20 protein-coding genes are annotated in these 20,137 nt (G+C 63.8%); 6 read left to right on the forward strand and 14 right to left on the reverse strand.

Features of this window, described 5'->3' with window-relative positions; all coding sequences use genetic code 11:
• Positions 1 to 38: 38 nt before the first annotated feature.
• The 4 genes from KUW62_RS05900 to KUW62_RS05915 are packed head-to-tail and all read right to left on the reverse strand — an operon-like array spanning position 39 to position 3,665.
• On the reverse strand, positions 39 to 680 hold the full coding sequence (locus tag KUW62_RS05900) for a hypothetical protein (protein ID WP_224814580.1): 642 nt from the start codon (positions 678 to 680) through the stop codon (positions 39 to 41).
• Positions 677 to 1,291 (reverse strand): hypothetical protein, encoded by a 615-nt coding sequence (locus KUW62_RS05905; protein WP_224814581.1) that lies wholly within the window; start codon positions 1,289 to 1,291, stop codon positions 677 to 679. Before KUW62_RS05905 ends, KUW62_RS05900 begins: the two co-directional genes overlap by 4 nt.
• Positions 1,288 to 1,911 (reverse strand): hypothetical protein, encoded by a 624-nt coding sequence (locus KUW62_RS05910; RefSeq protein WP_224814582.1) that lies wholly within the window; start codon positions 1,909 to 1,911, stop codon positions 1,288 to 1,290. Before KUW62_RS05910 ends, KUW62_RS05905 begins: the two co-directional genes overlap by 4 nt.
• A complete protein-coding gene (locus tag KUW62_RS05915; protein ID WP_224814583.1) occupies positions 1,908 to 3,665 on the reverse strand; it encodes an acetolactate synthase 3 large subunit in 1,758 nt (585 codons plus the stop codon). The genes KUW62_RS05910 and KUW62_RS05915 overlap by 4 nt, the downstream gene beginning before the upstream one ends.
• Before the next feature lie 390 nt (positions 3,666 to 4,055).
• Here KUW62_RS05915 and KUW62_RS05920 point away from each other — a divergent pair, with 390 nt between their 5' ends.
• From KUW62_RS05920 to KUW62_RS05935, 4 genes are all read left to right on the forward strand, one after another.
• On the forward strand, positions 4,056 to 5,945 hold the full coding sequence (locus tag KUW62_RS05920) for a PhoX family phosphatase (protein WP_224814584.1): 1,890 nt from the start codon (positions 4,056 to 4,058) through the stop codon (positions 5,943 to 5,945).
• A 504-nt stretch (positions 5,946 to 6,449) separates the two neighbouring features.
• Complete coding sequence (locus KUW62_RS05925) at positions 6,450 to 7,532, forward strand: TRAP transporter substrate-binding protein (protein WP_224814585.1); 1,083 nt, start codon at positions 6,450 to 6,452, stop codon at positions 7,530 to 7,532.
• Positions 7,533 to 7,673: 141 nt separating this feature from the next.
• Positions 7,674 to 8,570 carry a TRAP transporter small permease subunit gene (locus tag KUW62_RS05930; RefSeq protein WP_224814586.1) on the forward strand — a complete coding sequence of 299 codons (897 nt, stop codon included), beginning with the start codon at positions 7,674 to 7,676 and terminating at the stop codon, positions 8,568 to 8,570.
• 63 nt (positions 8,571 to 8,633) lie between these two features.
• Positions 8,634 to 10,988, forward strand: coding sequence for a TRAP transporter large permease subunit (locus KUW62_RS05935; protein WP_224814587.1), 2,355 nt, complete (start codon positions 8,634 to 8,636; stop codon positions 10,986 to 10,988).
• 108 nt (positions 10,989 to 11,096) lie between these two features.
• Here KUW62_RS05935 and KUW62_RS05940 read toward each other — a convergent pair whose 3' ends face one another.
• From KUW62_RS05940 to KUW62_RS05960, 5 genes are all read right to left on the reverse strand, one after another.
• A complete protein-coding gene (locus KUW62_RS05940; protein WP_224814588.1) occupies positions 11,097 to 11,489 on the reverse strand; it encodes a VOC family protein in 393 nt (130 codons plus the stop codon).
• On the reverse strand, positions 11,490 to 12,332 hold the full coding sequence (locus tag KUW62_RS05945) for an arginyltransferase (protein ID WP_224814589.1): 843 nt from the start codon (positions 12,330 to 12,332) through the stop codon (positions 11,490 to 11,492). It lies immediately after the preceding gene.
• Between the two features lie 98 nt (positions 12,333 to 12,430).
• The gene (locus KUW62_RS05950) at positions 12,431 to 12,868 is read right to left on the reverse strand and encodes an RDD family protein (RefSeq protein ID WP_224814590.1); all 438 of its coding nucleotides are present in this window, start codon (positions 12,866 to 12,868) and stop codon (positions 12,431 to 12,433) included.
• An 83-nt stretch (positions 12,869 to 12,951) separates the two neighbouring features.
• A complete protein-coding gene (locus tag KUW62_RS05955) occupies positions 12,952 to 13,389 on the reverse strand; it encodes a DUF2852 domain-containing protein (protein WP_224814591.1) in 438 nt (145 codons plus the stop codon).
• 76 nt (positions 13,390 to 13,465) lie between these two features.
• Entirely contained in the window at positions 13,466 to 13,873 is a 408-nt protein-coding gene (locus tag KUW62_RS05960; protein WP_224814592.1) for a DUF2852 domain-containing protein, read from the reverse strand.
• A 202-nt stretch (positions 13,874 to 14,075) separates the two neighbouring features.
• Here KUW62_RS05960 and KUW62_RS05965 point away from each other — a divergent pair, with 202 nt between their 5' ends.
• A complete protein-coding gene (locus KUW62_RS05965; RefSeq protein ID WP_224814593.1) occupies positions 14,076 to 14,576 on the forward strand; it encodes an SRPBCC domain-containing protein in 501 nt (166 codons plus the stop codon).
• 194 nt (positions 14,577 to 14,770) lie between these two features.
• On the opposite strand, the gene mmsB is transcribed toward KUW62_RS05965, so the two are convergent.
• The 4 genes from mmsB to KUW62_RS05985 all read right to left on the reverse strand — a co-directional run bounded on the left by mmsB (position 14,771) and on the right by KUW62_RS05985 (position 19,151).
• Positions 14,771 to 15,646, reverse strand: a complete 876-nt coding sequence (gene mmsB / locus KUW62_RS05970; RefSeq protein WP_224814594.1) for a 3-hydroxyisobutyrate dehydrogenase — start codon at positions 15,644 to 15,646, stop codon at positions 14,771 to 14,773.
• 19 nt (positions 15,647 to 15,665) lie between these two features.
• The gene (locus tag KUW62_RS05975) at positions 15,666 to 16,703 is read right to left on the reverse strand and encodes an enoyl-CoA hydratase/isomerase family protein (RefSeq protein WP_224814595.1); all 1,038 of its coding nucleotides are present in this window, start codon (positions 16,701 to 16,703) and stop codon (positions 15,666 to 15,668) included.
• Between the two features lie 93 nt (positions 16,704 to 16,796).
• Complete coding sequence (locus KUW62_RS05980) at positions 16,797 to 17,942, reverse strand: acyl-CoA dehydrogenase family protein (protein ID WP_224814596.1); 1,146 nt, start codon at positions 17,940 to 17,942, stop codon at positions 16,797 to 16,799.
• 72 nt (positions 17,943 to 18,014) lie between these two features.
• Positions 18,015 to 19,151: a carboxylate-amine ligase gene (locus KUW62_RS05985; protein ID WP_224814597.1), complete on the reverse strand. Its 1,137-nt coding sequence runs from the start codon at positions 19,149 to 19,151 to the stop codon at positions 18,015 to 18,017.
• Positions 19,152 to 19,367: 216 nt separating this feature from the next.
• On the opposite strand from KUW62_RS05985, the gene KUW62_RS19030 reads away from it, so the two are divergent.
• On the forward strand, positions 19,368 to 19,499 hold the full coding sequence (locus tag KUW62_RS19030; protein WP_255598592.1) for a hypothetical protein: 132 nt from the start codon (positions 19,368 to 19,370) through the stop codon (positions 19,497 to 19,499).
• Between the two features lie 167 nt (positions 19,500 to 19,666).
• Here KUW62_RS19030 and KUW62_RS05990 read toward each other — a convergent pair whose 3' ends face one another.
• Positions 19,667 to 20,092 carry a hypothetical protein gene (locus KUW62_RS05990; RefSeq protein ID WP_224814598.1) on the reverse strand — a complete coding sequence of 142 codons (426 nt, stop codon included), beginning with the start codon at positions 20,090 to 20,092 and terminating at the stop codon, positions 19,667 to 19,669.
• Positions 20,093 to 20,137: the final 45 nt, after the last annotated feature.

A 20,137-nucleotide genomic window follows, 5' to 3' on the forward strand; every position in this document is an offset into this window, starting at 1 on the left:
GGGCGGTCTTTGCCGCCGCAGGTCTCAAATGGCAAGGGTCAGGGCAGGAGCGGCGGGAACGCCTCCTCCAGCGGAACCGGGAAGAGGATCGGGTCGTCCCGCGCGTCGTCCAAGAAATCGGCGGGGCGGCGCAGGCTGTCGGCTTGCGACCAGAAGGTCAGGTTGGCCGCGACGAAGACCGTGTCAGCGAAGGCGTCCAACCTGTCGCCCGGTGCCACGTCCCGGTCCAGGGCGCGTTCGCCCGCAAAATCGAGAAACAGCACGAGGTCTGGCTGATCGGGTATGTCGTAGACAAGCGACAGGCGACCGGGCGCCAGTGGGTCGGCGAAGATCAGGCCCGGTGTCTCGATCCGGGCCGCGTCACCGCCCAGGCGGTCGACCACGTCGCGCAGCGTCATGGCGCGCAATTGAAGACCGCCCGTCTCCGGCGCGTCGGGCGCGTTCGGTGCGGCGAAGGTCGCCACGAATTGCACGCCGTCCTCGGGGGAATAATCGACCATCAAGCGTTGTTCGAACGGCAGGGGGTAGATCGCGCTGTATCCCTCGTCCGTCTGCAGCAGTTCAAGCGGTTCGCCGATCGGCCCAAGCGCCGAGGCGGGCATGCCGGGGCGCAGACCGCGGAAATCCTGCGCCGAGGCGGGCAAGGCGACCAACAGGCAAAGGGCAAGCGCGCGGATCATGAGATCGGAACTCCGCAGGCCGGTTCGGGGGGAAGCTGCGGGAAATCGGCGTCGAAGCTTTCGAGCGCCACGAAAGGATGTTCGGGCAGCAGGTAGGGCGGCTCCCCATCCCTGAGGCCATAGCGGTCGCCCGGGAACACGCCGCCTTCGACCACGGTTTCAAAAAGGTCCCGCTCCGTGAAGCAATGGAAGCCGCCGGGATCGAATGGCCCGAACGCGCCGGGCGCATATTCGTAACAGACCTGCGCGCCCGAGGTCGGCGTGTTGAACAGATCGCCGCTGTCCAGCCCGCCATCGCGCCCCTCGTCGCCCGAGCCGTCATTGCCGCGCTCCGCGACCTCCGCATCGGAATAGACGCCCCAGGTCCCCACGATGACGTCCTCGATCCCGTGGAACCACAGATAGGCCGTTCCGTCGCCCGCCGTGTATTCGATCTGGTTGCCGGAGGCGTCGTAGAAATGCACGGTTCGCCCGCACAGAAGGTCGAAGAGGGCATCGACGGCGCCCTGTGCATTTGCCGGTGCTGAAAGGGCCAAGGCGGCCAGCGTCGCAGCGCCGGCACATCGCGAGAGACGCGCGGCAGCGGCCTTTGGTGCATCTGCGGCATTCATTCGTTCAAAAGATCCCTGATAGAGCGCCCCATCCGGCGCTGTTCGGCTCCGTTGAGCGTGTGGAGGTCGAGTGACTGGCCCGCTACGGACATGGACATCACCATGATGGCCGACAAGACCGCCTCATCCGGGACGTAAGTCGAAAGCTGATCTTCGGGCAGGGTGTCCGCCGTGAAGGTCAGCTGCAGATATTCGCGCGGGACGCCCGCGACCGGCCATGTAACCCGCCAGGACCATTGATCATCGACGGGCAACATCAGTGTATGGGCCATGTCCAACGCCGCTCGCCCGCCAACGTGTGCAAGGAGGTCGTTGACGGTGGTTGCGCCAATCTCGATGCCGGCCTCACTACGATATGTCTCCGCGCGCATGGCGAGGGTTTCTCCGTTTGGGGCGATCCAGACCCGCACGCTAAGTGCGAGCGCCTCTGCGCCACCACTGATCTCGTAGTCCCGAACGCGGACGCCTTGCGCCGTGGTGATGTCGCTTTCCGGATCGCCGAGAACAACATCGACGAGATTGACATCAGCCCCCACGGTCAGCCCGCGAAACGGATCGGCCTGCCCGACAATCGGGAGACAGGCCAGACCCGCCGACAGGAAAGCTGCGGGTGTCTTCACACCAGAACCCCGCCGCCCGCGTCGATAACGCCCTGCGTCTCGGCCTCTCCCAGGAGCATCTCGTTATGGGCCTTGCCGGACGGGATCATCGGGAAGCAGTTCTCGTGCTTCTCCACCAGGCAATCGAAGATCACCGGGCCGTCGTAGGCCAGCATCTCCATGATCGCGTCGTCCAGATCGGCGGGGTCGGAGCATAGGATGCCCTTCGCGCCGAACGCTTCGGCCAGCTTGACGAAATCGGGCAGCGCCTCGGACCAGCTTTCCGAATACCGCTCTCCGTGGAGCAGTTCCTGCCATTGGCGGACCATGCCGAGGCGCTCGTTGTTGAGGATGAATTGCTTGACCGGCAGGCGGTATTGCACCGCCGTTCCCATCTCCTGCATGTTCATCAGCCAGCTCGCCTCACCGGCCACGTTGATGACCAGCGCATCCGGATGGGCCACCTGCACGCCGACCGAAGCCGGGAAGCCGTAGCCCATTGTGCCAAGGCCGCCGGAGGTCATCCAGCGATTCGGATCATCGAAGCCCATGAATTGCGCGGCCCACATCTGGTGCTGGCCCACCTCGGTCGTGATGTAGCGCGCCTTGTGGTCCTTGGTCAGCGCTTCCAACCGCTCCAGGGCGTATTGCGGTTTGATCGTCTTGCCTTCCTGCGTGTAATTCAGGCAGCGCACGGCCTTCCATGCCTCGATCTGGGTCCACCACGTCTGCACCGCGGCGGAATTGGACGTGCGCCCGCGCGCCTTCCACACCCGCAGCAGATCCTCCAACACATGCGCCACATCGCCGATGATTGGGAAATCGGCATGGATCACCTTGTTGATGGATGACGGGTCGATGTCGATATGGGCCTTGATCGAATTCGGGCTGAAATCCGCGATGCGGCCCGTGATGCGGTCGTCGAACCGCGCGCCGATATTGATCATCAGATCGCAGCCATGCATCGCCAGGTTGGCCTCGTAGGTGCCGTGCATCCCCAACATGCCGAGCCATTTGTCGCCGGAGGCGGGGTAGGCGCCCAGACCCATGAGGGTGGAGGTGATCGGGAAGCCCGTCGCGTCCACCAATTCACGCAGCAGCGCGCTGGCCTTGTCGCCGGAATTGATGACGCCGCCGCCGGTATAGAAAACCGGGCGCTCGGCCTGTTCCATCGCCTCCACCAGCGCGGTGATGACCTCGATATCGCCTTTCATCTTGGGCTGGTAATGGCTGACGCGCGCCTTGGGTTTGGTCGTGTAGCTGCCGGTCGCAAACTGCACATCCTTGGGGATGTCGACCAGAACCGGGCCGGGACGCCCGGACGTGGCGATATGGAACGCCTGGTGGATCGTGTCGGACAGCGCGTCGGTCTCCTTCACCAGCCAGTTCATCTTGGTGCAGGGTCGCGTGATGCCGACCGTATCGGCCTCCTGAAACGCGTCCGAGCCGATCATGAAGGTGGGCACCTGGCCCGTCAGGCAGACAATCGGGATCGAGTCCATCAGTGCATCGGTCAGGCCGGTGACGGCATTGGTCGCGCCCGGCCCGGACGTCACAAGAACCACGCCGGGCTTGCCGGTGGACCGCGCATACCCCTCGGCCGCGTGGACCGCACCCTGTTCGTGGCGCACCAGGATGTGCCGGATCGCGTTTTGCTGGAAAATCTCGTCGTAAATCGGAAGGACCGCACCGCCGGGATAGCCAAATACCGTGTCGACGCCCTGTTCCTTCAGGGCCTCGACGATCATCTTCGCTCCGGTCATTTGCTCTGACATTGCGCTTGGTCCTTCTCTTCGCGCTTCACCGTTCGTCTGCGACACAAAAAAGCCCCCGGGGTTTGATCCGGGGGCGCATGGGTTCCGTTATGGATGCCGGTTTACCGACCCATGCGCCTTTTTTCTACAAGTACGAGAATGCCGGACATGTCCGAGGCTCCTGTTATCGCGTGGGCGGGACGATAGAAAGCTGCTCCGGCGGCGTCAAGCGGTGGAAGGGCGAGTCCCGGAATAAAATGTCGCGGATCGGCGGTTTTGCGAAACTTCTGTCAGCGGGCCGCCTGTCGTCAATCTGTCGTCAGACCATTACATCCCTGTCGCAATCCCCCGGTAGCGTCCGTCGCGGCGCGGCACGGGTCGCGCAATGCGCATCCAGGGGAGTTATCCAAGATGAAAGATATCGACACGAGCGACCTGAGTTGGGACGACTGGGACGAAAAGGTGCGTCCGGCCCCCGAGACCACGGATTTCGACCAGGTTGTTGATCGCGCCATGGGCCGACGCGGCTTCCTCGGCTCCATCCTCGCCATCGGGTCCGGCGCGGCGGTGATGGGCACCGGTTTTCTGCGGGGCACGACGGCGATGGCCGACACGCAAGGCGCGGGCTTTGCGTTCAACCCGATCCCGATTTTCACGGACAACGAGGTTCACGTCCCCGAAGGCTATATCTGGCGCGTGGTCGCCCGGTGGGGGGATCCTTTGTTTTCCAATGCGCCGGAATTCGCCAACGGGCATGGCGTCGACGGCTCCGACCTGATGTTCGGAGAGAACACCGACGGCATGGAGCTGTTTGAGATCGACGGGGCGGAAGTCATCGCGATCAACCATGAATATGTGAACCCCGCCATCAACATCCCCGACCGGGGGGAGGGCGTGCCGCCGACCGCCGATGATGTCATGACGTTGATGAACCTTCAGGGCGTCTCCGTCATGGAAGTGGCGCGCGGGGAGGACGGCTACGAGGTCGTGGTCGACAGCCCCTATAACCGCCGCATCCACCACAACACGCCGATGACCATCGCGGGACCTGCCGCCGGTCATGCGCTGTTGCAGACCTCCGCCGACCCCAGTGGCACGCAGGTGCTTGGCACGATGAACAATTGCGGGTCGGGGCGAACGCTTTGGGGCACGTATCTGACCTGTGAGGAGAACTTCAACGGCTATTTCGGGTCCACCGATCCGGAGCTGGCGCTGCCCGAGGGATTCGATCGCTACGGCATCGACCATGACAGCCGCTATGCCTATGAGCTCTATCACGCGCGCTACGACATCTCCCAGGAGCCGAACGAGGCCAACCGCTTCGGCTATATCGTGGAGATCGACCCCGCCGATCCGGAGGCGCAGCCGGTCAAACGCACCGCCCTGGGGCGCTTCAAGCACGAAAACGCCGCGATGACCCTGGCCGCCGATGGCCGCGTCGTCGTCTATATGGGCGATGATGAGCGTGGCGAATTCATGTACCGCTATGTCTCCAACGGGACCTACAGCGAGGGCGGCTCGACCGAGGGGCTGCTCGACGACGGCACGCTCTACGCCGCGGTCTTCCATGACGATGGCACCGGCGAATGGCGCGCATTGACGCCCGAGGCGACCTCGATGGATCAGGCGATGATCTGCATTCATACCCGCCAGGCGGCCTCTGCCGTGGGGGCGACCACGATGGACCGTCCGGAATGGATCGCGGTGTCGGGCGTCCATCCCGAGGCCTATTGCTGCCTGACGAACAATTCCCGTCGGGCCGAGGGATTCACCAATGCGGGCGGCGATCCGGCGGGCTACGCGCCCAACTCCCCCAATCCGCGCGTCGACAACCATTATGGCCAGATCGTCCGCTGGCGCCCGGCGGGCGAAGACCACGGGGCGGACGGCTTCGATTGGGATCTCTACGTTATGGCGGGAAACCCCGTTGTCGGCATGGGGCCCTATGCTGGGTCGGACAACGTGACCGAGGGCAACATGTTCAACTCGCCCGACGGGATGCAGGTCGACACACACGGCATGGTCTGGATCCAGACCGATGGGGACGACAGCAACGAAGGCCCCTATGCCGGGATGGGCAACAACCAGATGCTCGTGGGCGACCCGGTCAGTGGAGAGATCGCACGCTTCCTGTCCGGTCCCTCGGGCTCGGAAGTGACGGGTCTGACGTGGAACGCCGATCGCACGGTCGCGTTCGTGGGCATCCAGCACCCCGGCGGCACCTGGCCCGACGGCGGTGACGCGCTCCCCCGATCCTCCGTGATCGCCGTTTGGCGGGAGGATGGCGCGGCGATCGGCTGAGTCGCCGATTGCAAACTCGCGCAGCTAGGGCCGCCTTCGGGCGGCCCTTTTTTGGTTGAGCTTGGTGCGGACGGTGCGCGTGTCACACGCGTTGGTTCGTCATCCAACGGCTTGTCCCGTTCGGGGTTCGGCGGCTCCGCAACGCCGCAGCATTCTGCGGTCCAGCGTTGATCACGCAATATTGTGATGAAACGCCGCGGAGATTCGGAGGATTGTTACCCGTACGTCAACCAAGCAATTTGCTAAGCGCCTATTATTTGGGCATAATTTCCGCCGTTTGCCGATCATTTCCACCAAGTGCTGTTAGCGCAAAATGCAACTATCTCAGGCGTGTAACGGGTGTTTTGGGCGAAATTGGTAAGAAAATTTTACAAAAAACACCCGTTCAGACAAGAAAACCTGTTTTCGACGGGGCCTGCCTTCGCTAACGTGCCGACACTTATAAACCATCCACGGCCCAGGAGGGGTCGGGAGGAAAGATCCAAACGGGGAGGAAATATACTCATGGATCGTCGTTCTTTCTTGCGCACGTCCGCCGTTGGCGGTGCCGCCGCTGCCACAACGTCGCTGGCCGCTCCGGCCTATGCCCAGGGCAACCGCACGCTGACGCTTGTCACGACCTGGGGTCGCGGCCTGGCTGGCGTGCATGACGCCGCGCAGCACGTTGCCGACAGCATCACCGCCATGTCCGATGGCTCTCTGACCATCGACCTGCGCGCCGCCGGCGAACTCGTCGGTGCGTTCGAGGTGTTTGACGCCGTGACCTCCGGTCAGGCGGACATGTACCACGGTGCGGACTACTACTTCGTCAACCAGCATCCCGGTTACGCCTTCTTCACCGCCGTGCCCTTCGGCATGACGGCGCAGGAACTCGTGAACTGGTACTACCACATGGGTGGGCACGAGCTGCATGACGAACTGGGCCAGATCTTCGGCCTGAAGTCGTTCCTGGCGGGCAATACCGGCGCACAGGCCGGTGGCTGGTTCCGTTCGGAAATCACCAGCCCCGAGGATTTCAACGGCCTGCGCTTCCGTATGCCGGGCCTCGGTGGTCAGGCGCTCGGTCGTCTTGGCGCATCGGTGCAGAACCTTCCCGGCGCGGAAGTGTACCAGGCGCTGGCCTCCGGTGCGATCGACGGCACCGAATGGATCGGCCCCTGGGCGGACCAATCGGCCGGTTTCCAGGAAATCACGCAGACCTACTACACCGCGGGCTTCCACGAGCCGGGTGCCGGTCTGTCGCTGGCGACCAACCGCGAAGTCTTCGAAGAGCTGAGCCCCGCGCATCAGAAGATCATCGAAGTCGCCGCCGCAGAAGCGCACCAGTGGTCGCTGTCGCAGTTCCTGTCCAACAACGGTTCGGCCCTGCAGCAGCTGGTCAATGGTGGCGTTCAGGTTCGCGAATTCCCCGATTCCGTCTGGGATGCGTTCGGTCAGGCCTCCAACGAAGTGCTGGAAGAGTACATGAGCGACGAGCTGTTCGCGCGCATCCGCGAAAGCGCGATGGAATCCATGGCGTCGTCCTCCAGCTGGATCACGGCTGCCGAAGGCACCTACCGCACGCAGCGTGACCGCGTTCTGGGCTAATCCCCTGATCCGCACCTGATATCGACCCCGCCCGCCGAATATCGTGCCGGGCGGGGTCCCTCCAAAACCCGCTGATCCCGCCGGGGACAACATGGCTGGATCCCACGGGTCACTTCGACCGACTGCTGAGGGGCGATCACCATGCTCGACGCCATTTTATGGGTGCTGACCAACCTGGCCATGGCACCGGTCAATCTTGTCCGGGCCCTGCTTGATCCCGGCGCGTGGTTGAACTGGTCCGATGGCGAGGCGTTGGCACGGTTCATGTATTACGGCGGGTCCGTCGAATTCTTCTTCGTCGTTCTGGTCTTCTTCCTGACGCTGACTTTCATCGGCTTCTGGAAGCGCGAATTCCTGTGGGGCGCCGTCGGGGTGCTGGAAGGCTTCGCCAACGGCATCGGGCGTTTTGCCGCGTGGGCGGGCCTTCTGATGGTCCTGCAACAGGTAATGATCGTCTTTTTGCAACGCATCTTCCGGGTGGCGGAGATCGGGATCGGCCCGATCGGGATCGGCTTCACCCAGGACCTCAGCTGGTGGTCCGAAGAACTGAAACTCTACAACGCCCTCATTGTCTGCCTTTGCGTCAGCTACACCTTCGTGCAGGGCGGACATGTGCGGGTCGACCTGGTCTATGCCGCCGTGAAATTCCGCACCAAGAAGGTGATCGACATGTTCGGTGCGGTGTTCTTCATGATGCCGGCGATTGTCCTGACCTACATGTATGCGTGGTTCTTCATGTGGCGGCACCTTGTGGTGCCCAACCCCTCGGCTTCGTCGGATCTGGACCGGATGCTGATGCAGGCCCGCGCGCTGCGCTGGAACGTGGAGACGATCGGGTTCAGCCCCAATGGCTTCAACGCTTACTTCCTCTTCAAGGTGCTGATCGTGGCCTATTGCATCCTGGTCTTCCTCCAGGCTTGGGCGATGCTGTGGCGGTCGTATCTCGAATGGAAGGAGGGGGAGGCCTCGGAAGGCAAGAACCTCGACAAGGATGTGCTCGGCGATGAGGACGCGGAAGCCGCGGCCGCCATCCACTGAGCGAAGAATTAGAGCGTCCCGAAACGGGCCGCCAATAAGAACGACGAAGGATTGGGGACAGCCATGCTGTTTGGATTGGACGGGGTCGAAATTGGCCTGATAATCGTGTTCCTCACGCTGTTTGGCGGGATCATGACGGGCTTCCCGGTGGCCTTCTCGATCGGCGGGGCAGGGGTGATCTCGTTCGCGATCATCGCGGCGCTGGACAGCTCGGGCCTGCTGATCCACCAGGCCATCGACACCAGTTCCGCGGAATACGCCGCTCTCGTTGCCGAAGGGGTGACGCGCGAAAGCATATCCGTCTTCCGATACCCCGAATTGCCGCGATACGGGGAGCCGCTGTTCCCGCAAGGCTGGGAAACCGCGCTGGACCGCAACCTCGCCTTCATCGTCAACCGCATGAACGAGCGTGTGATTGCAGGCCAGTCCATCGAGACGTTGCTGGCGGTTCTGATGTTCGTGATGATGGGCATCACGCTGGAACGCTCCAAGATCGCCAATGACCTGCTGACCACCATGGCGCGCGTCTTTGGCCCGCTGCCCGGCGGTCTGGCCGTGTCCATCGTGATCGTGGGCGCGTTTCTTGCCGCCTCCACCGGCATCGTCGGCGCGACGGTTGTGACCATGGGCCTGCTGGCCCTGCCAACGATGCTGCGCAACAATTACTCGCCCGAGCTTGCGACCGGTGTGATTGCCGCCTCCGGCACGTTGGGGCAGATCATTCCACCCTCCATCGTGATCGTCTTGCTCGGCACGCTGGCGGGGGACCTATACGCCACGGGGCAGGAGACGCGGGCGCAGCTTGCGGGGTGCCGTGATGCGCTGACCTTCCTGGGCGAACCGGCCGTTCTGTCGGTCGGCACGCTGTTCCAGGCGGCCCTTCTGCCGGGCATCTTCCTGGCCTTCCTCTATGGCGCCTATGCGTTCGGCTACGCGCTTGTCTTCCCGTCCCGCGCGCCCGCCGTGCAGATGGGCGAGGGCACCGGTGAGCCGGTCACGCGCAACGAGGCGCTGACCTGGTTCCTCGGTCTGCCCGCGGCCCTGATCATCGGTGTCAGCCTGATGGCGTCGGCCGGGATCATCGGTGGCCAGGCCATCAACGTCTCCAGCTACTCCGACGCGGGCGAGAGCGCCTCGCTCCGGACCAATGTGCCCGAGCAATGCGCGGCCGCAATGATCGACCTGCATGGCCAAGCCGCCTGGGACCGCGCGGTTGCCGAACAGGCCGCCATTGACGAGGCCGGGGGGGCGGAGGCCGCCCACGAGCGTTCACCCGAGGAATTGGAAGCCGCGACCAACGCCGCACTGGCCGCCGCGGCGCCCATCGGCTCGGGCGTTGCTGCGCTCTTCACCATCCTTGCGCTGACGCTGATCCTGGCGCGCGGCATCTCGCCGTCATCCAACCCGGTTCCGCTCATCGTGGGCGGGTTGGGTGTCGTGTTGGCGGTGATCGTCGACATCGCCCTCATCACGCCGCTGACCGGGCCGGGGGCGACCTTCGTGCTCCTCGCCATCCCCTTCGCCTTGACGATCTATGGCTGCTACCACGCGGTGCTCCGGCTTTCGAAGAACGACCTGTTGCGGGTCGTCTTCCCGCCGCTCGTGCTGATCGTCGCGGTTCTGGGCTCGATCCTCGGCGGGATCACCAACCCGACGCCCGCCGCCGCCCTGGGGGCCGCGGGCGCGATCATGCTGGCGGCCTATCGCAAACTCGGCGACGACCGCAAAGGCTCCAAGATCATCATCTGGGCCAGCTTCGCCGTGGTCATCATGATCCTGGTCGGCGTGAATTTCGATCTGCGCCTCGGTCGGGAATCCGTCACCGGAGCCGATTACATCGCCTATATCGTGACGCAGATCGCCTACCACTTCTCGTTCTTCGGGCTGCTTTTTGCCTGCTGGGTGTTGTTGCGAACGAGCGTTCTGGGGCCGGTGGTGCGCGAGACGGCGAAGGTCACGAGCATGGTCTTCACCATCCTCATCGGCTCACAGGTTCTCAACCTGACACTGATCGCCTTCGGCGGCGAACATTACATTCAGGACTTCCTGAGGGCATTCGACCAGGAATGGGTCGTGTTCCTCCTGGTGATGGCGATCCTGTTCGTCCTCGGCTTCGTGCTCGATTTCCTTGAGATCATCTACATCGTGATCCCGATCGTGGGGCCGGTGATCTATGGCGGGACGCTGGATCCGAAATGGGTGACGATCATGATCGCGGTGAACTTGCAGACCTCGTTCCTGACGCCACCCTTCGGTTTCGCGCTCTTTTACCTGCGCGGGGTCGCGCCGAAATCGGTGACGACCGGCCACATCTATCGCGGGGTCATACCCTTCGTGGGGATCCAGGTGATCGGATTGGCGATCCTGTGGTTCTTCCCCGGCATCGTGACGATCGTGCCCGACCTGCTTCCAAACTGACCCCGGGTGACAAGACGGATGCGGAGGGGGGCTTTCTGCCCCCCTCTTGCTGTCCGGGGGACAGCAATTCACCCCCCGAGGATATTTGGGGCACATGGAAGAGGGGGGTCAGGCGCGGGGCGGTGCGATCAGGTCCCACAGATTGCCCCATGGGTCGCGCCATTGGGCGACCCGGCCATAGGGCTCATCGCGCGGCGCCTCGATGAAGGTGCCACCGGCGGCGGTGATCCGCGCCGCGTCCCGCTCGAAATCGTCCGTTTGCAGGAAGAACCCCACACGGTCCCCGGTTTGCTGCCCGAGGGCCGCGCGTTGCGCCGGGGTTGTCGGAACGGCGAGGACAAGCGACGGCGCGTCCGGCGCAGCCAGATCCCGCGTCACCACGACCCAGCGTTTGCGCCCCTGGTCTTCGTCGCTGACCAGATCCCAGCCAAGCCCGTCGCCGAAGAAGCGCAGGCCGGTATCGTAGTCGGGAACGAGAAACGTGATGAGGCCGAGGCGCACCTAGCCGTCGCCGCGCAGGTCCGGCAGCGTGATCTGGGCCACCTGCTGCGCAATGGGATCGGTGGACAGCGGGTGGGTCTGGGTCGAGTACTCTTCCGGATCACCGAGGCTTTGCCATTGCCCGCCCACATAAACCTCCAGCGCCGGGAAGCTCGCCTTGTATCCCATCTTGGACGATCCCGGCACCCAATAGCCGAGATAGACATAGGGCAGCCCCGCTTCCTGCGCGAGGGTGACGTGGTCGAGGATCAGGTAGGTCCCGAGGGAGGATTTCTGCAACGCGGGCTCGAAGAACGAATAGACGAGGCTCAACCCGTCATCGAGGATGTCGGTCAGGCACACGGCGGCCAGCGGCCCCTCTTCATCCGTGTCCGGTCCGATCCGGTCGGGGTCGCGATATTCGATCACGCGGGTGCGGACCGGCGTTTCCTCGATCATCGCGGCGAATTCGAAGACATCCATATCCGCCATGCCGCCATCGGCGTGGCGCGCATCGAGGTAGGTGCGGAAGAGGTTGTACTGCTCTTCCGTCGCCCAGGCGGAGCGCGGCGCGCGGGTCAAGCGCGCATTGCGCCGGGCGACCCGGCGGTGGCTGCGGGTGGGGGCGAAATCCGCCACCCGGATCCGCGCCGAAAGGCATGCCGCGCAATCGGTACAGGACGGACGGTAAAGGACATTCTGCGACCGCCGGAAGCCCTGCTTGGACAGGGAATTGTTCAGGGTCTCCGCCTGGTCGCCCTGCAACGCGGTGAACAGCTTCCGCTCCCGCCGCCCATCGAGATAGGGGCAGGCCTGTGGGGCCGTCACATAGAATTGCGGCGCGATTGGCAGGGTATGGCGCATGTCACGGTGGTCCTGAACGTCTGCAAAACAGCCTGCAACAGGGGCGGGGCGGGGGGCAACAGCTATTTCCGTGGTCGGTTACTGCCGCGTGCCCCGGGTCAGGCGCAGCGGTTGAGCATGACCGATCCCACAATCTCGTCCGGCAGCGACCGGTTGAGCGGCCGCCCCAGCATCATCGCGATGGACACAAGCTGGAGGAGGAAAAAGAACGCGAAGCCCAGGAAGCTGACGGTGTGGATCGCGGCCTCCCCCGAGGTCAGGGGCGCGCCGTTTGGCCCACGCAACTCGATATTCATCACCCGCATCCCGAAGGTGGCCGACCGGTTCTTGATCGTCGTCCAGCGGTAGAGGAAAGCGAGGGTCGCGTGTACGGGAATCCACAGCACGAACGCGATGCCCGCGGTCACGATGCTGAGCAGGATCATCCCGGCGACGATCAGGCTGGCGTCGATCACCCAGGCGAAGAGGCGCTTGGGCAGGACACCGTCATAGAACGCGGCATCGTAATGGGGATCGGGCAGACTCGCATTGGTCATGACATGGGACATGGGAAACGGATTCCGGGTTTGAAAGGGGAAAAAGGGCGGGGCGCGCGCCACGAATTCGGGCGCGCCCCGGATCAGGCGTCTATCGCCTCCGCACTCAGGCGGACGCGGCGGGCGCGGTCATCCATGAAGGTGTCGAATTCCCGCTTGTCCTTGGCATCGCGCAGGCGGTCGAGGAAGCCTTCGAACTGGCCCTGCTCCTGCTCCAGCCGGTGCAAAAGGGTGGCGCGATAGGCATCGAAACTGGAATTTCCGCTGGCGGGTTGTTCCGCCATTTCCGCCACGTCGGGACGCAGGGCGGCGATCCCGTCTTCCAGGGCGAAACGTCCGCTCAGCACCGGGATGCGGCCCCATTGCCAGGCGAAAAGGGCGGCCAGCGCGATGCCGATCATGCCGAACATCGCCATCGTCACGATGGAGACGGAGATCGCGAAGCCCGCGTAGAGCAGGATCGAAATGACCTGTACGGCCGGGGCAACCGGGGCAGCGGGGGAGGGTGCGGGTTCAGCCATGATCGGATCTCCTTGCGCAGGGCGTCATTCCTCAAAAAAAACCGGGCCCGGATCATCTCCGGGCCCGGCCATTCTATCAGGCGGAGGCAGGTTTGCCGTCGTCGGATTTCGCGCGATCTTCCATGAACTGGTCGAATTCCGCCTTGTCCTTGGCTTCCCGCAGGCGCTGGAGGAAATCCTCGAACGCGCCCTGTTCTTCTTCCAGGCGGCGCAACGTGTCGGCCTTATAGGCGTCAAAGGCGTTGTTGCCGGTGGTGCGGAAATTGGCGCCGCGGTGGCGGCGGGACGAACACGATCCGTTGAACATGCGTTTGCTCCATATCATATAGGCCAGAAGGGCGAGGCCGAGCGGCCAGAAGAAGATGAACCCGAGCACCATGGCGGCGATCCATGCGCCTTTGCCGCGGGCGTCGAGCCAGGATTCCGCCTTCGACAGCCAGCCCTGATGGTCGGCTTGAATGGCGGGGGCTGCGGTACTTGTCATATCTGTCTCCTGTTTGGTGTGTTGGTGAATGTAAATGTTAATCACATTAACTCATATGGGATCGTCCACGGCGGAGGCAAGAGGAAAGTGAATCTTTTTTACATGCCGTCCCGCAAGCCGATTTCCGGAACGCGCAACGGCCTGTTAGGATAGGGAAGCTAGACAATGCTCTGATTGTGCAACGGCACCAAAGGATGAAGCCATGCCCGAGCCCTGCAAGGTGACAGAAGACGGCGACAGCGCCCTTGTGATCGACCGCCAATTCGATGCTCCGCGTCCGGACGTCTGGCGCGCCAACATCGAACCGGATCAATTGGTGCAATGGCTTCTTGGGCCACCGGGCTGGGACATGACCCTTTGCGAGGTGGAGGCGCGGGCCGGCGGCACCTACCACTGGCGCTGGCGCAACACGCAATCGGGGGAGGAATTCGGCTTTTCCGGCATCTATTCGGAGGTCGATCCAGGCCGAAGGCTTGCCGACACCCAGACGTTTCACCAAGGCACGAGCGATGCGGCGATGGGGCCGCCCACGAAGAACATCGTCACGTTTGAGGATACGGAAGGGGGCGGAACCCTCGTGCGTACCCGTATCGAATATGCCGACGCGGCGACCCGGAAAATGGTGCTCGACCATGGCATGGTCGACAGGATGGAGATGTCCTACGCCCGGCTTGACGCGCTGTTGGCGAACGGCCGGGCCTGATCCCAAAAAGAAACGCTCCGCAGGTTAGTGCGGAGCGTTCTGTGACACATCTGTCCGACGATCCCGGGCGGCAAGAACGAGGTGCACCTTCCAAATGCAGCGTACGGGACCGACGAGGTGGACATATCTTGGAGTGTCTTGCATCAGTATGCCACATTTTCGCAACAACACCTAGAAAAAGAAAATGAGCACCTTCAACCGCTTCGCCCCCGTGATTCGAAGCGTGGCAGCATGGCGGAGAAATCTTGTCCGCGTCCGTCCTCGTCCTCCACGAATTGCCGGTAGAGCGCCAGCGCCGCAGCGCCCATGGGCGTATCTGCATCCGCCGCCTCCGCCGCCGCCTGCGCAAGTCCCAGATCCTTGACCATCAACTCCGCCGCGAAGCCGGGTTTGTACCCGTTATCCGCCGGGCTCTGCGGCCCGACGCCGGGGGCGGGGCAATAGGCGTTCATCGTCCAGCTATAGCCGGAGGAGGTGGAGACGACGTCGAACATCGCCTGACGGCTCAATCCCAGCTTGTCGGCCATGGCGAAGGCCTCGCAGGTGGCAATCATCGTGACGCCCAGGATCATGTTGTTGCAGATCTTCGCGGCTTGCCCGTTGCCGGCGGGCCCACACAAAACCGCCTTCTGCCCCATGATTTCGAAAAGCGGCTGGACCGTTTCAAATGCTGTCTCCGACCCGCCGACCATGAAGGTGAGCGTGCCGCCCGCCGCCCCGCCCACACCGCCCGAGACCGGCGCGTCCAGCCATCCCAGGCCCTCTGCCTCGGCCTGTTTGGCCACCTCGCGCGCCGCGTCGACCTCCACGGTGGAGCAATCGACGAACACGGCGCCCTGCGCCATGGCCGGGATCACTTCCGTCGCGACACTGCGCAAGATCGCGCCATTGGGCAGCATGGTGATGACCACATCCGCACCCTTTGCCGCCTCCGCGGCGGAGCTTGCGCGCGTCACGCCCTCTGGCGCATCGGCGATGGTATCGAAACCGCGGACATTGTGGCCCGCCGCCGCCAGATTGGCCGCCATCGGCGCGCCCATGTTCCCCAATCCGATGAACCCGATCTCCATGGCCTGGCCTCCCTCTCACTCAAATCTTCAGTTCGTCCGGCCCCAGCGGGCGCAGCATGTTCGATACGTCCAAGGGGGACGGATCGGTCAACCCCGCGTGCTTCCACGACGGGTTGCGGTCCTTATCGATGATCGCGGCGCGGATGCCTTCAAGGAAATCACCGTGCTCCATCGACCGCGCAGTGAACCGGTATTCGTTCTGAAGCGCGTGGCCGATATCGTCGCGCAGACGCGCGCGATGGACCAGCTCGATCGCGCAGGCCATCGAAAGCGGCGAATTGCGCGCCATCATCTTCATGGCCTCCCGGCAGGTGACGCTGACGCCGTCATTTTGTAGGTCCGTCGCCACATCGCGCAGCGTCTCTCCCCCGAAAAGCCGATCAATCGCGTCTTGCTGAAAGTTCAACACGCCCTGGGGCGGGGCCTCGGCGGCGCGGTCCACCGCCTCCCAATCGCCGGTCTCGATCAGCGTATCCTTCAGGCTCTGCCACGTGTCCTCGGGGATGTAGTAATCCGCGAATTCGGCATAGATCGCGTCGGCGGGCCCCATGCGGGCTGCCGTCACGCCCAGATATTCCCCCAACCGCCCCGGCGCGCGCGCGAGCAGCAACGAGCCGCCGACATCCGGCACCAGCCCGATCCCGCATTCCGGCATCGCGATCTGGGAGCTTTCGCAGACGATCCTGTGCGACCCATGGCAGCCGACGCCGACGCCGCCACCCATGGTGAAGCCGTGCAGGAACGTGACCACCGGCTTAGGGAACCGGAACATCTTGGCATTCATCCGGTATTCATCGGCCCAGAACCGGCGGCCATAGGCGAAATCGCCCGCCATCCCGGTGTCGTACATCTCCTGAATATCGCCACCCGCGCAAAAGGCCCGCTCGCCCGTGGCGTCGATCAGGACCAATTCGACTCGGTCGTCACCGGTCCAATCATCCAGCGCGGCCTCGATCGCGAGGCACATCTTGTAGGTGATCGCGTTCAGCGCCTCGGGCCGGTTCAGCGTGATCCGCCCGGCGCGGCCTTCGATGCGAATGTGGATGTCGTCGCTCATCTGGCGCAGGCTCCCTGTATGATCTTGCCGAAGAACCGCCTGCCTGGGGCATCCGGTACCGGCCATTCTCGGACCATGACGCGTCTACGCGGCTCAGCCACGGTCGGCCAGCATTTGGCGGGCCACGATCATCCGCATGATCTCATTCGTGCCTTCAAGGATCTGATGCACCCGCAAATCGCGGACGATCTTCTCGATCCCGTAATCGGCGAGGTAGCCATAGCCGCCATGGAGTTGCAGGCATTGATCGGCGATGCGTGACCCGGCCTCGGTGCAGAATTTCTTGGCCATCGCGCAGGCCTTGGTGGCATCGGGCGCGCCGGTGTCGAGCTTCCACGCCGCCTGGCGCAGGAACACGCGGGCGGCTTCAAGCTCGATCTCCATATCCGCGAGCCGAAACTGCAACGCCTGGAACTGGTCGATGCTTTTGCCGAACGCGCGACGTTCGCCCATGTAATCCAGCGTTGCACGCAGACCCGCCGCCGCAGCCCCGAGGGAGCAGGCCGCGATGTTGAGCCGCCCGCCGTCCAGGCCCGCCATGGCATAGCGGAACCCCTTGCCCTCTTCGCCAAGCAGGTTCTCTGCCGGGATCGCGCATCCGTCCAGCTGCACCTGGCGCGTCGGTTGCGACCGCCAGCCCATCTTTTCCTCAAGGCCCCCAAAGGACAGCCCGTCAGCGCCGTCCTCGACAATCACTGCCGATACGCCCTTCGGCCCGTCCTCGCCCGTGCGGCACATCACGATATAGGCGTCCGAATAGCCGCCGCCCGAGATGAAAGCCTTGGTGCCGGTCAGGCGATAGCCCTCGTTCGTGCGCTCAGCCCGCGTTTTCAGAGCTGCCGCGTCCGAGCCGGACCCGGGTTCCGTCAGACAATAGGAGAAAACGGTGTCCATCGTCAGGGCGGGGGGCAGAAACCGCGCGCGCATCTCGTCCGACCCGAAGGTCTCGATCATCTTGGCGCACATGTTGTGGATCGACAGAAACGCCGCAACCGACGCGCAGCTTTCCGACAGCGCCTCGAACACCAGCGTCGCCTCCAGCCGTGACAGGCCTGATCCCCCGTTCTCCTCGGACACGTAAAGCCCCGCAAAACCCAGTTCGGCCAGTTTCGGCCAAAGCGCCTTGGGAATGTCGCCGTCGCGCTCCCATTGCAGGGCGTTCGGCGCGATCTCGGCCTCACCGAAGGCCCGCGCCATGTCGTAGATCGCCGTGGCCTCTTCGCTCAGTGCAAAATCCATCTCCGCCCCTCCGAGGAATTGAACGCTTGTTTAATTACCGAGTGTTGCAGGACTTTTGCAAGCGGTGGCCACTCAAAGGTCCATGTGGAATTCGTCGACCAAATGCTCGACCACGCTGCGCATCCCCGCGTCATGGTCGCCACCCGCGTTCCGGATCCCCTGGTACACCTTGCGCTGTCGGTCGGCGCTGGTCTCGGTGGCCATGCTATGCAGGCGCTCAAGCTCCTCCCGGCAGCCAAGGATTTCGGCATCCTCCTCCACCAAAGCGATCAGTTCCTTGACCAGCACGCCCATGTCCACGATCTCCCCGCGTCCGAAATCGATCAGCCCTTCGGACACGCCGTAGCGTTGCGCGCGCCAGCGGTTTTCGTTGATGAGGAACCGGTCATACACCCGCCAGCGTTGATTGTTCTGGCGCAGCCGCATCAGCATCCGGACGAGGCACTGGATCAGGGCCGACAGCGCCAGCTGATCCTCCAGCCGGGGGGACACGTCGCAGATCCGCGTCTCCAGCGTCGGGAAATTCGCTGACGGGCGCAGGTCCCACCAGATTTTTGACGTATCCTCGATCACCTCCAGCCCGAGCAGCACCTCGACGGAGCGGCGGAACTCCCCGAAGGAGGAGAATTCGGGCGGCAACCCCGTGCGCGGAAGATTGTCGAACACGGTCAGCCGGTAGGATGCGAGGCCGGTATCACGCCCCTGCCAGAAGGGAGAGGACGTCGAAAGCGCCAGGAGATGCGGCAGGAAATAGGCCAGCTGCCCCATGATGTCGATGCGCACGTTCTCGGCGGGCAGGCCCACGTGGCAATGGGCCCCGCAGATCAACATGCGCTGCACGACGCCGCCCAGATCGCGCGCCAACTGGTTATAGCGGTCGCGGTCGGTGTGGGGCTGGTCCTTCCAATCGGCGAAGGGATGGCAGGACACGGCGATGGGCGCGAGGTTGAAGCGTTCGGCGCAATCCGCAACGGTGGCGCGCAGGCGGCCAAGATCGGCGCGGGCGTCGGCGATCGTCGGGCAGATCCCGGTGCCGACCTCGATCTGGCATTGCAGGAATTCCGGGCTGACCTGCCCGGCCAGCTTGTCGACGCAGGCGGCCATCAAACCGTCGGGCGCTTCGGCCAATTCATAGGTATCGCGATCCACGAGGAGGTATTCCTCCTCCAACCCGAGGGTGAAGTGGTCGTCATCGAAGCTATAGGCCATGGCATCCCTCCCGCATCCCATGCAGCGTGGGCCGGGGCAGGGGGGCTTGGCAAGTGGGCAGCGGCGCGGTGGGCGGTTTCGAACCACGCAGGCAACGGCCTCGGGTACGGATTCCCCGACCGGTCCGGCACCTGAGGGTAGGGTTTCCCGCAATCGCGGAACACGGGGGCGGGGCGGTAGGGTGATCTCAACAAAAGCCACCAAGGACCTCGCCCGATGCTGATCCGCTCCATCCTGACCATCGCCGTCCTCGGCTCCCTCGTCTTCGGAGCCGCCGCGAATGCCGCGCCCCTGGCCGTTCCGGTGACGGGCAGCGCCCCCCAGATTTCCAGCGTGGCCTCGCGCTGATCCCCCACGACCCTCCCTCCCTGTTGGACTTGCCCCCGGAGCCTGCTCCGGGGGTTCTTTTTTGCGCCGGGGGCAGGGCGTATCACGCGTGATAAATCGCGTAAGTCATTGAAATACTTTGAAGTCGAATGTGATTTTAACGGAATGTTAACCCGTCGGAGAGCCGCTCAATCCTCCGCCACACGGCGCTTCAATTCGGCGATGCGCGTCTCCGCACAGCCTACGAGGGCCAGTGCCTCCGCCTCATCCTCAATCATCGCAAGCGCGGGTCCACCCACGCCGTCCCAGCTTTTGTAGACCATTTCGGCCATGCGGCGGGCGATGGGCGTGGGGCAGAAATAGACCAGCATCGACGGCATGATGGGCAGGCCCAGTTCCCCGGCCTTGCGGGCCTGGAGCGCCATAAGGCGGGGAAAATCCTGTTCCACCTCCGTGACCTGTGACAGGTCGATCAGGTGCTTCTGCCCCGGCGCGGCGTCGGGATGCTGCGCGAATTGGGCAAAGACGCGGCCCGTCTCCTCGATCTCGGCCCGACCGATATAGGTGATGACAACCAGGCCGCGATCGGGGAAGATTTGATAATTCAAGGACATAGACGACAATTAACCACGGACGCCCCGCCCCCCGCAAGGGGCGCG

This window comes from Hasllibacter sp. MH4015, from assembly GCF_020177575.1.
Classification (GTDB): Bacteria; Pseudomonadota; Alphaproteobacteria; order Rhodobacterales; family Rhodobacteraceae; genus Gymnodinialimonas.

What these genes read in the sequence shown, in the direction of transcription:
- KUW62_RS05900 (WP_224814580.1), bottom strand. Translation starts at nt 680, where the DNA reads ATGATCCGCGCGCTTGCCCTTTGCCTGTTGGTCGCCTTGCCCGCCTCG.
- KUW62_RS05905 (WP_224814581.1), bottom strand. Translation starts at nt 1,291, where the DNA reads ATGAATGCCGCAGATGCACCAAAGGCCGCTGCCGCGCGTCTCTCGCGA.
- KUW62_RS05915 (WP_224814583.1), bottom strand. Translation starts at nt 3,665, where the DNA reads ATGTCAGAGCAAATGACCGGAGCGAAGATGATCGTCGAGGCCCTGAAG.
- KUW62_RS05920 (WP_224814584.1), top strand. Translation starts at nt 4,056, where the DNA reads ATGAAAGATATCGACACGAGCGACCTGAGTTGGGACGACTGGGACGAA.
- KUW62_RS05925 (WP_224814585.1), top strand. Translation starts at nt 6,450, where the DNA reads ATGGATCGTCGTTCTTTCTTGCGCACGTCCGCCGTTGGCGGTGCCGCC.
- KUW62_RS05930 (WP_224814586.1), top strand. Translation starts at nt 7,674, where the DNA reads ATGCTCGACGCCATTTTATGGGTGCTGACCAACCTGGCCATGGCACCG.
- KUW62_RS05935 (WP_224814587.1), top strand. Translation starts at nt 8,634, where the DNA reads ATGCTGTTTGGATTGGACGGGGTCGAAATTGGCCTGATAATCGTGTTC.
- KUW62_RS05945 (WP_224814589.1), bottom strand. Translation starts at nt 12,332, where the DNA reads ATGCGCCATACCCTGCCAATCGCGCCGCAATTCTATGTGACGGCCCCA.
- KUW62_RS05950 (WP_224814590.1), bottom strand. Translation starts at nt 12,868, where the DNA reads ATGACCAATGCGAGTCTGCCCGATCCCCATTACGATGCCGCGTTCTAT.
- KUW62_RS05955 (WP_224814591.1), bottom strand. Translation starts at nt 13,389, where the DNA reads ATGGCTGAACCCGCACCCTCCCCCGCTGCCCCGGTTGCCCCGGCCGTA.
- KUW62_RS05960 (WP_224814592.1), bottom strand. Translation starts at nt 13,873, where the DNA reads ATGACAAGTACCGCAGCCCCCGCCATTCAAGCCGACCATCAGGGCTGG.
- KUW62_RS05965 (WP_224814593.1), top strand. Translation starts at nt 14,076, where the DNA reads ATGCCCGAGCCCTGCAAGGTGACAGAAGACGGCGACAGCGCCCTTGTG.
- mmsB (WP_224814594.1), bottom strand. Translation starts at nt 15,646, where the DNA reads ATGGAGATCGGGTTCATCGGATTGGGGAACATGGGCGCGCCGATGGCG.
- KUW62_RS05975 (WP_224814595.1), bottom strand. Translation starts at nt 16,703, where the DNA reads ATGAGCGACGACATCCACATTCGCATCGAAGGCCGCGCCGGGCGGATC.
- KUW62_RS05980 (WP_224814596.1), bottom strand. Translation starts at nt 17,942, where the DNA reads ATGGATTTTGCACTGAGCGAAGAGGCCACGGCGATCTACGACATGGCG.
- KUW62_RS05985 (WP_224814597.1), bottom strand. Translation starts at nt 19,151, where the DNA reads ATGGCCTATAGCTTCGATGACGACCACTTCACCCTCGGGTTGGAGGAG.
- KUW62_RS19030 (WP_255598592.1), top strand. Translation starts at nt 19,368, where the DNA reads ATGCTGATCCGCTCCATCCTGACCATCGCCGTCCTCGGCTCCCTCGTC.
- KUW62_RS05990 (WP_224814598.1), bottom strand. Translation starts at nt 20,092, where the DNA reads ATGTCCTTGAATTATCAAATCTTCCCCGATCGCGGCCTGGTTGTCATC.